Source organism: Staphylococcus sp. GDB20D11A, from assembly GCF_016893255.1.
GTDB lineage: Bacteria > Bacillota > Bacilli > Staphylococcales > Staphylococcaceae > Staphylococcus > Staphylococcus aureus.
In genome coordinates, this window is the sequence record NZ_JAFEPJ010000009.1 from 127,816 (window position 1) to 142,570 (window position 14,755).

A 14,755-nucleotide genomic window follows, 5' to 3' on the forward strand; every position below is an offset into this window, starting at 1 on the left:
TGTATTTCTGAAATGATACATGATTAAATAGATGAGAAAGTAAAAGTATTGAGCCAAGTACGCAATTTAATATTATAAGTTGCATATAAAAACCCCTGTTGAACTTTAATATATTCAACAGGGGTAAAACTTGTTGTTATTTATTTGATTTAGCAGCGATACGTTTATATCTTAAGTACATAAATCCTAATAGTATAAACCAAATAGGAATAAAATAAATTGCACGTCTTGTATCAACATTAATAAATAATAACCCGAACACAAAAATGAAGAATACAAATATTAAGTAACCCATATATTTACCACCTAATAGTTTGTACGTAGCATTTTTATGTAGATCTGGGTTTTTACGACTATAATTGATATATGCAATGATAATCAGACCCCATACAACTAAAAATAACACTGTAGAGATGGTAGTCACATACGTAAATACTTTTGTCGCATCTGGGAAAATATAGTTTAGTAATGCTGCCACAAGTAATAATGCTGATGAAGCAAAGATTGCAACATGTGGAACGCCATATTTATTCGTTTTAGAAAAGTTCGGAGGTGCTTGTTGTTGACTTGATAAACCGAAAAGCATACGGCTATTTGAGAATATACCACTGTTACATGATGAAGCAGCAGCGGTTAATACTACAAAATTAATCAAGCCCGCAGCAAACGGAATTCCGATCAATGCGAATAATTTTACGAATGGACTGTTATCAGGGTCAACTTGCTGCCAAGGGATAATAGACATGATAACCGCTAACGCACCAACGTAAAATATTAAAATTCTAATGGGTACACTGTTAATTGCTTTTGGAATTGTTTTAACTGGATCTTTTGTTTCCCCAGCTGTAACACCAATCATTTCAATTCCTACAAATGAGAATAATGCCATTTGGAAAGACATAAAGAATCCAGAAGCACCTTTAGCGAATATGCCGTGTTCATATAGATTTGTGAAACTGGCATGCCCGAATTGAGTTTTAAATGCAAATAGAATCATGACGAAACCAACTACTATTAAACCAATAATTGTCGCTATTTTAATGATAGAGAACCAAAATTCTAACTCTCCGAAAAGTCTTGCGCTAAGTAGGTTGAATGACATTAATAACAGTACACAAAATAGTGCACTTATCCAGTTTGGAATTTCTGGGAACCAAAAGCTAACATATTTTGCCACAGCCGTTACTTCAGCCATACCTGTAATAATCCAACAGAACCAGTATGTCCATCCGGTAACAAATCCTGCAAAAGGCCCAATATATGTATTGGTTACATCTGCGAAAGATTTAAATTCGGTATTCTGTATAATGATTTCTCCTAAACCTCGCATAAACATAAATAACATAAATCCTATAATGATGTATGTTAATAGAATTGAAGGGCCGGTTAATGCAATCGTTTGACCAGCACCTAAGAATAAGCCTGTACCAATTGCACCGCCAATTGCAATTAATTGTATGTGGCGATTGCTCAGTTCCCTTTGTAATTTTTCAGCCATAATACATCTCCCTTAAATATAGATATGTTTATTATGCACTTATATTGAGATATATACAATTATTTTCGGTAAAAATGTGTAAAATTCCATGTTAATATACTTTGGTTTTTATAATCATATATAATAACCAATTGAAAATTTAATTCTATTGTAAAATTCATGGATTATTCACATCTTGAAAAAGCTTTAATGGTGCTATTTGTGGCTATTCTGTGACATTTACATAGATTTACAAAATAATTGTTGCACATATAATGCCGGTTTTTATATTTCACAAACGAAATGCGTTTAGCTATAATATTAGTTGAAAGCCATTTCATAAAGAAACAGTAAAGGGGAAATTTATCATGGCAGAATTACAAAGAGGTTTAGAAGGGGTTATCGCAGCGGAGACTAAAATAAGTTCAATTATTGAAAGTCAATTGACTTATGCCGGCTATGATATTGATGATCTAGCTGAAAATGCGCAATTTGAAGAAGTTATTTTCCTATTATGGAACTATAGATTGCCAAACGAAGAAGAGCTTGCTCATCTAAAAGGGAAATTAAATCAATACATGACATTAAATCCTCGTGTGTATACACATTTTGAGGAGTATGTTACAGATCACGTGCATCCAATGACAGCATTACGTACGTCATTATCATATATTGCACATTTCGATCCTGATGCTGAAAATGAATCAGATGAAAATCGTTATGAAAGAGCAATGCGTATACAGGCTAAAGTAGCATCATTAGTTACAGCGTTTGCTCGAGTAAGACAAGATAAAGAACCACTTAAGCCTAATCCTGACTTAAGTTATGCGGCAAACTTCCTATATATGTTACGTGGGGAATTACCAACAGATATAGAAGTAGAAGCCTTCAATAAAGCACTTATTTTACACGCTGATCATGAGTTGAACGCATCTGCATTTACAGCACGTTGTGCGGTTTCATCATTGTCAGATATGTACTCAGGTATTGTAGCAGCTGTAGGTTCTCTGAAAGGGCCATTACATGGTGGTGCAAACGAACAAGTTATGACGATGTTATCTGAGATTGGGTCAATTGAAAATGTTGATGCATACTTAGACGAAAAATTTGCTAATAAAGATAAAGTAATGGGCTTCGGTCATCGTGTATATAAAGATGGCGATCCTAGAGCGAAATATTTAAGAGAAATGAGTCGTCAAATTACGAAAGACGCTGGTCGTGAAGAATTATTTGAAATGTCAGTGAAAATGGAAAAACGTATGGCAGAAGAAAAAGGATTAATTCCTAATGTTGATTTTTATAGTGCGAGTGTTTACCACTGTATGGAAATACCTCATGATTTATTCACGCCAATCTTTGCTGTAAGTCGTTCTGCAGGATGGATTGCTCATATTTTAGAACAATATAAAGATAATAGAATTATGCGTCCTAGAGCAAAATATATTGGCGAAACGAATCGTAAGTATATTCCGCTTGAAGAAAGAAAATAATCAATACAAATTAAAAATGAAGATGTAAAATTTGGAGGTAAAATAACTATGACTGCAGAAAAAATTACTCAAGGAACTGAAGGATTAAACGTACCTAATGAACCAATTATCCCATTTATTATCGGTGATGGAATTGGACCGGATATTTGGAAGGCAGCAAGCCGAGTTATAGATGCTGCTGTTGAGAAAGCCTATAATGGCGAAAAACGCATTGAATGGAAAGAAGTGCTAGCTGGCCAAAAAGCATTTGATACAACTGGCGAATGGTTACCTCAAGAAACACTTGATACAATTAAAGAATATTTAATTGCTGTTAAAGGACCTTTAACAACACCAATTGGTGGTGGTATTAGATCATTAAATGTAGCTTTACGCCAAGAATTAGATTTATTTACTTGTTTAAGACCGGTACGTTGGTTTAAAGGAGTACCATCACCTGTTAAACGTCCACAAGATGTTGATATGGTTATTTTCCGTGAAAATACTGAAGACATTTATGCTGGTATTGAATTTAAAGAAGGTACAACAGAAGTTAAAAAAGTAATTGACTTCTTACAAAACGAGATGGGTGCGACAAACATTCGATTCCCAGAAACATCAGGTATTGGTATTAAACCAGTTTCTAAAGAAGGTACTGAGCGATTAGTTAGAGCAGCTATTCAATATGCTATCGATAATAATCGTAAATCAGTTACTTTAGTTCATAAAGGTAATATTATGAAATTTACAGAAGGCTCATTTAAGCAGTGGGGTTACGATTTAGCATTAACTGAATTTGGTGATCAAGTATTCACTTGGCAACAATATGACGAAATTGTTGAAAAAGAAGGCAGAGATGCTGCTAATGCTGCACAAGAAAAAGCTGAAAAAGAAGGCAAGATTATCATTAAAGATTCTATTGCTGACATTTTCTTACAACAAATTTTAACTCGTCCAGCTGAGCATGATGTTGTAGCAACTATGAACTTGAATGGTGACTATATTTCAGATGCTTTAGCTGCACAAGTTGGTGGTATTGGTATTGCGCCAGGTGCAAACATTAATTATGAAACAGGTCATGCTATTTTTGAAGCAACACATGGTACAGCTCCAAAATATGCAGGTTTAAATAAAGTGAATCCATCTTCAGTAATTTTAAGTTCTGTATTAATGTTAGAACATTTAGGATGGCAAGAAGCGGCAGATAAGATTACAGATTCAATTGAAGATACAATTGCTTCAAAAGTTGTTACTTATGACTTTGCCCGTTTAATGGATGGTGCTGAAGAAGTTTCTACATCAGCATTTGCAGATGAATTGATTAAAAATTTAAAATAAGCAAAATAAAATTAGGTGAGTCTAGCAACTTTAATTGCTAGGTTCGCCTTTTTAAATGAATTGAAGTTGGCAACAGGACAGAAATAATAAAGAGTCACTAATGATTGATTATGTAGTGTTTCTTACACATTAACCAAAGCGAATGTGTACATAAGCTTAGGAATAAATGAGTAAAACTCATGCATAGGTAGTGGGATAGAAATGATATTTTCACAAAATTTATTTCGTTGTCCCAGAGTAAGTCATGCAAATTATAGAAGGAAATATAAGAAGTATTTTATTTATGTGTAAAGTAATGTAAAAAATGTGTAAAGATAATGTGTAGGATGTTATTTTTATAAATAGTTCGGTTATAATGTAAATATAATTATAAGTTAGGGAGGCATACCATGTCGCAAAAAGTGTTGGTAGTAGATGACGAACATTCAATCGTAACATTACTTAAATATAACTTAGAAACAGCTGGTTATGAAGTTGTTGTCGCATTTGATGGTGATGAGGCTTTAGAAAAGGTAGAAAATGAACAGCCAGATTTAATTATTTTAGATGTTATGCTACCTAAAAAAGATGGCATTGACGTATGTAAGACTGTAAGAACAAATAAAAATTTAGTCCCTATATTAATGTTAACGGCGAAAAATGATGAATTTGATCGGGTATTAGGTTTAGAATTAGGTGCCGATGACTATATGACTAAGCCTTTTTCACCTAGAGAAGTTGTTGCCCGTGTGAAAGCCATTTTAAGACGTTCTCAATTTGTAAAAGAAGTAGAAGAGATTGACGATGATATTACCATCGGATCGATACGTATTAGACCCGATTATTTTGAAGTATATAAGCATAATGAGTTATTGGAGCTAACACCGAAAGAATTTGAACTGTTGCTTTATTTGATAGAAAGACAAGGCAGAGTCATTACGAGAGAGCATATGTTAAATACGGTATGGAATTATGAATTTGCAGGAGACTCAAGAATTGTTGATGTACATATCAGTCATTTAAGAGATAAATTAGAAGATAATCCTAAGAAGCCACAACTTATTAAAACTGTGCGTGGCTTAGGCTATAAATTGGAAAGACCTAAAGAACAATGATGAAGTTTCACCACCGCTTAATGTTATTGATAAGCAGTATATTAATTATCAGTTTTGTTACATTAGGCATTATTATTCACGCTTCCATCACATATGTTTTATCAGAAAAACACGAACAAGCTCTAGCAACAGATGCAAGATCATATATTTATTTAGTCCAAGATAATGAGATTGATAAAGTTAAAGAAATTGTAAAACAGCAAAATATAGATTTATTGATAACTAAAAATGATAAAAAGGTGTTTAGTAGTGGCAAACTGAAAGCTGTCTCAAATAGTGATAACTATATTCAAAAAAAGGACGTTTTTATTTTTAATAAGAAGGTTAACGGTTATCATGTATGGATTAAAGGTTACAATAATGATATTACAGAAATGCATTGGACGTTGTGGAAATATCTTATATTGACATGTTTAGTTGTACTTATCTGTCTGTATTTTGCAAGCCGTAGTTTTAAGCGTACATTAATCCGTCCCATTCAAGAAGTTACTTATGCAACACAATTGTTGGCAAATGGTTATTATCACATACGTGTGCCTGAAAGTAATGTTGTAGAAACTAAAGCGCTTTTTGTGTCTACCAATGATTTAGCACGACGCCTTCAAAAGCTTAATAATGAGCAAAAAATTCAATCCAACCGTTTAAAAACAACGATTGAAAATATTCCAAGTGCTATTTTAATGATAGATCGAAATGGAAAAATCGTTGTTGCAAATAAAGCGTATTATGAACAGTTCAACATCTCGCATAATATTGAACAAGTAGGCTATCACGGCTATGTTAATACTGAAATTGAGCAATTAATTTTAGAAAGTTTTAAAGTTGAAAAACCTATTTATGAACAATTGGAAGTTGCAATAAACCAAGTCCATGCTAAGTACTTTGATATTTCTTGTGTTCCGATTTTAACTAGGTCTCAAAAAAGTTTGCAAGGGATTTTAGTTGTGATGCATGACATAACAAACCTGAAACAACTTGAAAATCTAAGACGTGAATTTGTAGCAAATGTTTCACATGAATTAAAAACACCTATTACTTCAATTAAGGGGTTTGCTGAAACGCTTATTGATGGTGCAAAAAATGATCCACAATCATTAGACATGTTTTTAAACATAATTTTAAAAGAATCAAATCGAATAGAATCTTTAGTAACAGATTTGTTAGATTTATCGCATATTGAGCAACATACCGAGTTAGATACAGACTATATGAATTTATCAGATTTAACGCGGCGTATTATTGATAATATGATGACTCAAGCCAATCAAAAAAATATTTCCATTCATACTGATATTGAAAAAGATGTCATTGTTAAAGCGCAAGAAAGTAAAATTGCTCAAGTTATCACGAATTTGTTAACGAATGCAATTAACTATTCTTATGAAGATGGAGATATTAACGTTCGTGTGTATCGAGATGACTTTCGTGTCATTTTTGAAGTACAAGATTTTGGTATAGGTATTAAATTAGAAGACCAACAACGTATTTTTGAAAGATTTTATAGAGTAGATAAAGCACGAAGTAGAGATTCTGGTGGGACAGGTCTTGGATTATCAATTACAAAGCATATAGTAGAGGCCCACCAAGGCAATATTGAAGTGAATAGTCAAGTTGGCAAAGGCTCAACGTTCAAAGTTATTCTAAAAGATTATAAAGAATAAAAATTAAAGTGGTAACAGCGCGTGTATTTTTCACGAAGTTGTTGCTGCTTTTTTATTTCGTTCAAATCTCTATTGGTATTAAATTAGAGTTAATGAAGTGGAATAAATTCGGTTGTCAATTTTGTCATTTGCATATGTCGTTTTGTAAGTAATAAGTAATAGATTGTTGTGAATCAAGCAATTTTATAATATATTTATTATAATAAAGAAATTTTAGTAACACGCTTAAAATAGATACTTAATTAAAAAGTAATAAGTTTTATTTGAACGGAAATAAATCTTAATTTAAACACTTGAATACACAAGTGTAATCATTCGTCATAGAAAAAGACGAGGGGCGATTTAGATAAATTGTTGAAAAGTAATATTAAATACCTTGTTTATCTAATTTGATTGAGGAAACATGCATAGGTGAAAATTAGAAATACACTAAAAATATTGAATTAATTTTTCGACCTACAAGTTGAGGAAAATTTAACTAGATTTGAGGATTAGCAAAGTGAAAACAATTCAATTACACAAGACAACTTTGATATTAATTGCGATATTATTGTTTTATACTTTTATGGGTATCTTACTACCACTCATGCACGATGATTTACAATGGTTTAGCAATTATAATACTGATATTTTAAAAGTAGGATTTGCATCACTTAATGGTCGCTATATCGGAAATATCTTTGAAATTATAGCTGTACATGTAAGCTGGTTACGTTGGCTTTCATATGGTCTCATTAGTATGGGGATCATTTGGATGATTATGCACATTACACGTTGTAAAGCGTGGACAAGCTATTATTTGTTAGCATTTTCTTTAATGTTAATTTTACCAAGTGCTATTTATGCAGATACATATGGCTGGTTTGCAGGATTTTACAATTATGCGACATCAACACTAATTTCACTCTTTATCATTTATTATTGTATTAATGCAATTATATATAAAGAAAAGCAGCCGGTAAGTGTTACAGTACTATTCTATGTTTTATGCTTCTTCGGTCAATTATTTATGGAGAATGTGACATTATTCCACTGTATCATTTTAATTTTAGCTTTTCTGTATGAATTTACTGCCAATCGAACGCTTAATTATAAATTATTGTTTTCATTTATGATTGCTACTATAGGTACAATCATTATGTTTTCCAATCCAAATTATCGCAAAATTTTATTTGAAGGGTCAGAATATCAACAAGTTTCTAATAATCAAGGTATCTTTTCAAAATTTGCAGAAATGATATCAACATCACTTCCATATGGTGTTATTTTCAGTCAGGTTATAATTTTAAGTATGATTGCAGCGCTTATTATTTATCTACTGCTTAGAAGTGATCGGTATGTACATTTAACAATATTAAAGCGTCGTATCATTATGATAGGATTTATCACTTTACCGCTTTATTATTTACTATTTTACAATCAGTTTTTATTAAATAAAAATACAGATATTGGATTAGTTGGTTTTGCGAACATAATTGTATGTGGTTACTTTGCGTTTTCGATATTTGTAGGTATTTATTTGTCTATTAATGATCGTAAAACACAAATTACTTTATATTCCTTACTTATTGCAATATGTGTTTCTGCGTCGACACTAGTCATTGTTACTCCAATTGAACCAGGTAATTTTTTGATTGTTTATACGATACATGTAATCATTTTAATTATTTTATTAAAAGAATTTCGGAAATATAAGTCAATCAATGTTAATTTTATTAAAGTTGCATCACTAGTTTTAGCTATGATATATCTTAGTGCATTTATTTATGTTCATTATGAACATGAAAAAAGAGTTCAGTTATTAAAACAACAAATTAAAGATCATCCACGACAAGAGGTTTATACAGTGGAATCATTGCCTTTTGAACATTATATGCATCATCCGTCACCAATCAATAAAAATTACCAAGAGTGGTTTAATAATTATGAAGAATTACCAAAAATGACCAAAGTTAAATATATTCCATTTGGTTCTGACGATTCATAACTTATTCTTACCTATAAAAATTTAAAATAGCAGCATAAAAATATTAAAAAGTAGACATAATCATGAAATGATAATGTGCATCTCAAAAGTTGGACTTTTAACCTGACTTTATGGAGTGCTCATCAAGAACAATCATGATTATGTCTTTTTTATTTTTTAGCTTAGTCTATATAGTCACTTGTTTTATTTGAAATTAGGTCGTGTATAAATACTCTATGAGATAGTTTCTTTAATTACGACATCACAGTCGAATATGCTAAAATATATATAAATTAGTTCTGGAGGTTAAAATTGTGAATAAATTAGTATTAATCGATGGTAATAGCTTAAGTTTTAGAGCTTTTTATGCATTACCTTTGTTATCAAACAAAGCAGGCATTCATACCAATGCAGTATATGGTTTTGCAATGTTACTAGAGAAGATTTTAAAAGAAGAAAAGCCAAATCATTTTTTAGTAGCGTTTGATGCAGGTAAAACGACTTTCAGACATGAAAAATATAGTGAATATAAAGGTGGACGCCAGAAAACGCCGCCTGAACTAAGTGAGCAATTTCCTTATATACGCCAATTATTAGATGCTTATCATATTAAACGTTATGAATTAGATAACTATGAGGCAGATGATATTATCGGAACTTTAAGTAAAGAAGCAGATAAAGCGGGCTTTCAGACAATTATTATTACGGGAGACCGAGATTTAACACAACTTGCTACGGATAATGTAACCATTTATTACACTAAAAAAGGTGTTACTGATGTTGATCATTATACACCTGACTTTATTGCGGAAAAATACAACGGGCTAACACCTAATCAAATTATTGATATGAAAGGATTAATGGGAGATACTTCTGATAATATACCAGGTGTTGCAGGTGTTGGAGAGAAAACAGCAATAAAATTGCTGAACCAATTTGACACAGTAGAAGGTGTCTATGAACATTTAGATGAAATTTCAGGTAAAAAGTTAAAAGAAAAACTTCAAAATAGCAAAGAAGATGCATTAATGAGTAAAGAATTAGCAACGATTAATGTAGATAGTCCGATTGAAGTAAAACTTGAAGATACGTTAATGACTCATCAAGATGAACAACAAGAAAAAATCGAATTGTTTAAGAAGTTAGAATTCAAACAATTGTTGGCTGACATTGATCAATCAGCAAGCGTTGAAGATGCAATAGAAAAGACATTTGAAATTGAAACGTCATTTGATAATGTTGATTTTACTTCATTGAAAGAAGCGGTCATCCATTTCGAATTAGACGGTGGTAACTATTTGCGAAATAATATTTTAAAATTCTCTTTATTTACAGGTGAAAAACATATTGTAATTAATGCGGATGACATAAATAATTATGCCGAACTAGTTTCGTGGTTAGAAAATCCGAATACGAAAAAAGTCGTATATGATGCTAAAAAAACATATGTAGCATCACATAGATTAGGAATTGATATTCAAAATATTTCATTCGATATTATGTTGGCCAGTTATATAATTGATCCATCTCGTACGATTAGCGATGTTCAATCAGTTGTTTCATTGTACGGTCAAAGTTTTGTGAAAGACGATGTGAGTATATATGGAAAAGGTAAGAAATTTAAGGTGCCTGAAGATGATGTTTTAAATCCATATGTTGCTTCTATTACTGATGCAATTTACTTTGCGAAACCAAATATGGATAAACAATTAGAAGAATACAATCAGGTAGAACTCTTAGCTGATTTAGAGCTACCGCTAGCTAAGATTTTAAGTGAAATGGAAGAAATTGGTATATTTACAGATGTTCATGATTTAGAAGAAATGGAAAAAGAAATTCAAGAAAAATTAGACGTCTTGATTCGAAATATCCATGATGCAGCTGGTGAAGATTTTAATATAAATTCTCCTAAGCAATTAGGTGTTGTATTGTTTGAAACATTACAATTACCTGTTATTAAAAAGACGAAAACAGGATATTCTACTGCTGTAGATGTCTTAGAGCAATTGCAAGGTGAACATCCTATCATTGATTATATTTTAGAATATCGTCAATTATCTAAGTTACAGTCTACTTATGTTGAAGGATTGCAAAAGGTGATTAGTGATGATCAACGTATCCATACACGTTTTAACCAAACTTTAGCGCAAACTGGACGTTTATCAAGTGTAGATCCTAATTTACAAAATATTCCGGTTAGACTTGAAGAAGGGCGTAAAATAAGAAAAGCCTTTAAACCAACTTCAAAAGATAGCGTTATATTATCAGCAGATTATTCTCAAATTGAATTGCGTGTATTAGCACACATTACACAAGATGAGAGTATGAAAGAAGCATTTATCAACGGCGATGATATTCATACAGCAACTGCTATGAAAGTATTTGGTGTAGAAGCTGATCAAGTCGATAGTTTAATGCGTCGTCAAGCAAAAGCGGTTAACTTTGGAATTGTTTATGGGATAAGTGATTATGGTTTAAGTCAAAGTTTAGGTATTACTCGTAAAAAAGCAAAAGCATTCATTGATGATTATTTAGCTAGTTTCCCAGGTGTAAAACAATATATGTCTGATATTGTAAAAGATGCCAAAGCTTTAGGTTACGTGGAAACATTGCTACATCGTCGACGCTATATTCCTGATATTACGAGTCGTAACTTTAATTTACGCGGCTTTGCTGAACGTACTGCTATGAATACGCCAATACAAGGCAGTGCTGCAGATATCATTAAACTGGCAATGGTTAAATTTGCGCAAAAAATGAAAGAGACAACATATCAAGCTAAACTATTATTACAAGTACACGATGAATTAATTTTTGAAGTACCTAAGTCAGAAGTAGATTCATTTAGTGAATTTGTAGAAGAGATAATGGAAAATGCATTGCAATTAGATGTTCCATTAAAAGTAGACTCAAGTTATGGTGCAACTTGGTATGATGCAAAATAAAGTGAGGTTAATGGTATGCCCGAATTACCAGAAGTAGAACATGTAAAAAGAGGAATTGAACCCTACGTTATAAATCAAAAAATTGAACACGTTATATTTTCGGATAAAGTAATCGAAGGTAAGGCTCAAGGCAAGGAAACAATTATAAAAGGAATTGAATTAGATACTTTTAAAACTTTATCGGAAGGCTATACCATTACTAATGTAGAACGAAGAAGTAAATATATCGTTTTTCAACTAGATAATAAACGAGAACAACGTACATTAATTAGCCATTTAGGTATGGCGGGTGGTTTTTTCATTGTAGATGAACTTGAAGATATTATGATACCTAATTATCGTAAGCATTGGCATGTTATTTTTGAACTGTCAAATGACAAAAAGTTAATTTATTCAGATATACGTCGTTTTGGAGAAATTAGAAATGTTGCGTCTGTAGCATCTTATCCTTCATTTTTAGAAATAGCGCCTGAACCTTTTACAAATGAAGCATTGACGTATTATTTAAATCGAATTCATCAACAGTCTAATAAGAATAAACCAATCAAACAAGTGATTTTGGATCATAAAGTAATCGCAGGTTGCGGAAATATTTACGCATGTGAAGCGTTGTTTCGTGCAGGTGTTTTACCAGATAAAAAAGTAAAAGACTTAACACACCAACAACAAGAAATGGTTTTTTATTATGTTAGAGAAGTACTAGAAGAAGGTATTAAGCATGGCGGTACAAGTATTTCAGATTATCGTCATGCTGATGGAAAAACTGGTGAGATGCAATTGCATCTTAATGTATATAAGCAGCCGGTATGCAAAGTGTGTGGAAGTCAAATTGAAACAAAAATCATCGCGACAAGAAATAGTCATTATTGTCCAGTATGTCAAAAATAAAGAAAGAGTGAAATTATGCCGAAAGTTATTGGTCTAACAGGTGGAATCGCCTCAGGAAAATCAACAGTATCAGAACTCTTATCCGTATTCGGTTTTAAAGTAGTAGATGCTGATAAAGCAGCCAGGGAAGCTGTTAAAAAGGGGAGTAAAGGTTTAGCTCAAGTACGAGAAGTCTTTGGTGATGAAGCAATTGATGAAAATGGTGAGATGAATCGTCGTTATATGGGTGATTTAGTGTTTAACCATCCAGAAAAACGCTTAGAATTAAATGCTATCATACATCCTATCGTGCGAGATATTATGGAAGAAGAAAAGCAAGAATATTTAAAACAAGGATATAATGTAATCATGGATATTCCATTATTATTTGAAAATGAATTGGAAAATACAGTAGACGAAGTGTGGGTTGTATACACTTCTGAAAGTATACAAATGGATCGTTTAATGCAACGTAATAATTTGTCATTAGAAGATGCGAAAGCTCGTGTCTATAGCCAAATTTCTATTGATAAAAAAAGCCGAATGGCCGATCATGTTATCGACAATTTAGGGGATAAACTTGAATTAAAACAAAACCTTGAGAGATTGTTAGAAGAAGAAGGTTATATTGAAAAGCCGAATTACGGAGAAGAAGATTAATATTACTCTATAAATAAGTCATTACTTTACGTACGCGTTGATGTATGTAAGTAATGACTATTTTTTATAAAAAAGATAAATAAATCAACGGAAAACGCTCTCAAATTTCATATAATATGCTATACTAATTCCATAAAGTATAACACATAAAAATCAAGGGGTGCTTTTAATGTCAACGAATATTGCAATTAATGGTATGGGTAGAATTGGAAGAATGGTATTACGTATTGCATTACAAAATAAAAATTTAAATGTAGTAGCGATAAATGCTAGTTATCCACCCGAAACAATTGCACATTTAATCAATTACGATACAACACATGGAAAATATAATCTAAAAGTTGAACCGATTGAAAATGGATTGCAAGTTGGAGATCATAAAATTAAATTGGTTGCTGATCGCAATCCTGAAAACTTGCCATGGAAAGAATTAGATATCGATATTGCTATAGATGCAACTGGTAAATTTAATCATGGTGATAAAGCCATCGCACATATTAAAGCAGGTGCCAAAAAAGTATTGTTAACTGGTCCTTCAAAAGGTGGACATGTTCAAATGGTAGTTAAAGGCGTAAATGATGACCAATTAGATATAGAAGCATTTGACATTTTTAGTAATGCTTCATGTACTACTAATTGCATTGGTCCAGTTGCAAAAGTTTTAAATAATCAGTTTGGAATAGTTAATGGTTTAATGACTACTGTTCACGCTATTACAAATGACCAAAAAAATATTGATAATCCACATAAAGATTTAAGACGTGCACGCTCATGTAATGAAAGCATTATTCCTACTTCTACTGGTGCGGCGAAAGCTTTAAAAGAAGTATTACCAGAATTAGAAGGTAAATTACATGGCATGGCATTACGTGTACCAACAAAGAATGTATCGCTCGTTGATTTAGTTGTTGATTTAGAAAAAGAAGTAACTGCAGAAGAAGTAAACCAAGCTTTTGAAAATGCAGGTTTAGAAGGTATCATTGAAGTCGAACATCAACCACTAGTGTCTGTTGATTTTAATACTAATCCACATTCAGCTATTATTGATGCAAAATCAACAATGGTCATGTCAGGGAATAAAGTAAAAGTTATTGCTTGGTATGATAATGAATGGGGTTATTCAAATAGAGTTGTAGATGTTGCTGAGCAAATTGGAGCACTTTTGACATCAAAAGAAACTGTAAGTGCAAGTTAATACAATTATTTAATAGCCTAACTCTGACTTCGGAGTTAGGTTTTTTATTTTTAATACAATAATATTGTCATGCATATTACTAA

The 14,755-nt window shown here is 31.9% G+C and carries 10 protein-coding genes; 9 read left to right on the plus strand and 1 reads right to left on the minus strand.

Going from position 1 to position 14,755, the window contains the following annotated elements:
* Window positions 1–136: 136 nt before the first annotated feature.
* Entirely contained in the window at window positions 137–1,498 is a 1,362-nt protein-coding gene (locus JV528_RS07105; RefSeq protein WP_000818527.1) for an amino acid permease, read from the minus strand.
* A 347-nt stretch (window positions 1,499–1,845) separates the two neighbouring features.
* Between JV528_RS07105 and JV528_RS07110 the strand changes: the two genes are divergently transcribed.
* The 9 genes from JV528_RS07110 to gap all read left to right on the plus strand — a co-directional run bounded on the left by JV528_RS07110 (window position 1,846) and on the right by gap (window position 14,672).
* Window positions 1,846–2,967, plus strand: a complete 1,122-nt coding sequence (locus tag JV528_RS07110; RefSeq protein ID WP_000829167.1) for a citrate synthase — start codon at window positions 1,846–1,848, stop codon at window positions 2,965–2,967.
* Between the two features lie 48 nt (window positions 2,968–3,015).
* The gene (gene icd / locus JV528_RS07115; protein ID WP_000123169.1) at window positions 3,016–4,284 is read left to right on the plus strand and encodes an NADP-dependent isocitrate dehydrogenase; all 1,269 of its coding nucleotides are present in this window, start codon (window positions 3,016–3,018) and stop codon (window positions 4,282–4,284) included.
* A gap of 389 nt (window positions 4,285–4,673) precedes the next feature.
* The gene (locus JV528_RS07120; RefSeq protein WP_000080026.1) at window positions 4,674–5,378 is read left to right on the plus strand and encodes a response regulator transcription factor; all 705 of its coding nucleotides are present in this window, start codon (window positions 4,674–4,676) and stop codon (window positions 5,376–5,378) included.
* Entirely contained in the window at window positions 5,378–7,039 is a 1,662-nt protein-coding gene (pnpS, locus tag JV528_RS07125) for a two-component system histidine kinase PnpS (RefSeq protein WP_078061150.1), read from the plus strand. The genes JV528_RS07120 and pnpS overlap by 1 nt, the downstream gene beginning before the upstream one ends.
* A gap of 499 nt (window positions 7,040–7,538) precedes the next feature.
* Window positions 7,539–9,026, plus strand: coding sequence for a hypothetical protein (locus JV528_RS07130; RefSeq protein ID WP_000849442.1), 1,488 nt, complete (start codon window positions 7,539–7,541; stop codon window positions 9,024–9,026).
* A gap of 293 nt (window positions 9,027–9,319) precedes the next feature.
* The gene (gene polA / locus JV528_RS07135) at window positions 9,320–11,950 is read left to right on the plus strand and encodes a DNA polymerase I (protein WP_001038315.1); all 2,631 of its coding nucleotides are present in this window, start codon (window positions 9,320–9,322) and stop codon (window positions 11,948–11,950) included.
* A gap of 15 nt (window positions 11,951–11,965) precedes the next feature.
* Window positions 11,966–12,838: a bifunctional DNA-formamidopyrimidine glycosylase/DNA-(apurinic or apyrimidinic site) lyase gene (mutM, locus tag JV528_RS07140; protein WP_001114454.1), complete on the plus strand. Its 873-nt coding sequence runs from the start codon at window positions 11,966–11,968 to the stop codon at window positions 12,836–12,838.
* Between the two features lie 15 nt (window positions 12,839–12,853).
* Window positions 12,854–13,477 (plus strand): dephospho-CoA kinase, encoded by a 624-nt coding sequence (gene coaE, locus JV528_RS07145; RefSeq protein WP_001127167.1) that lies wholly within the window; start codon window positions 12,854–12,856, stop codon window positions 13,475–13,477.
* Between the two features lie 169 nt (window positions 13,478–13,646).
* The gene (gene gap, locus JV528_RS07150) at window positions 13,647–14,672 is read left to right on the plus strand and encodes a type I glyceraldehyde-3-phosphate dehydrogenase (protein ID WP_000106134.1); all 1,026 of its coding nucleotides are present in this window, start codon (window positions 13,647–13,649) and stop codon (window positions 14,670–14,672) included.
* Window positions 14,673–14,755: the final 83 nt, after the last annotated feature.

Bases quoted from the DNA above. Each gene is read 5' to 3' on its own strand.
- JV528_RS07120 (WP_000080026.1), top strand. From the start codon at position 4,674: ATGTCGCAAAAAGTGTTGGTAGTAGATGACGAACATTCAATCGTAACA.
- JV528_RS07105 (WP_000818527.1), bottom strand. From the start codon at position 1,498: ATGGCTGAAAAATTACAAAGGGAACTGAGCAATCGCCACATACAATTA.
- coaE (WP_001127167.1), top strand. From the start codon at position 12,854: ATGCCGAAAGTTATTGGTCTAACAGGTGGAATCGCCTCAGGAAAATCA.
- gap (WP_000106134.1), top strand. From the start codon at position 13,647: ATGTCAACGAATATTGCAATTAATGGTATGGGTAGAATTGGAAGAATG.
- icd (WP_000123169.1), top strand. From the start codon at position 3,016: ATGACTGCAGAAAAAATTACTCAAGGAACTGAAGGATTAAACGTACCT.
- mutM (WP_001114454.1), top strand. From the start codon at position 11,966: ATGCCCGAATTACCAGAAGTAGAACATGTAAAAAGAGGAATTGAACCC.
- JV528_RS07110 (WP_000829167.1), top strand. From the start codon at position 1,846: ATGGCAGAATTACAAAGAGGTTTAGAAGGGGTTATCGCAGCGGAGACT.
- pnpS (WP_078061150.1), top strand. From the start codon at position 5,378: ATGAAGTTTCACCACCGCTTAATGTTATTGATAAGCAGTATATTAATT.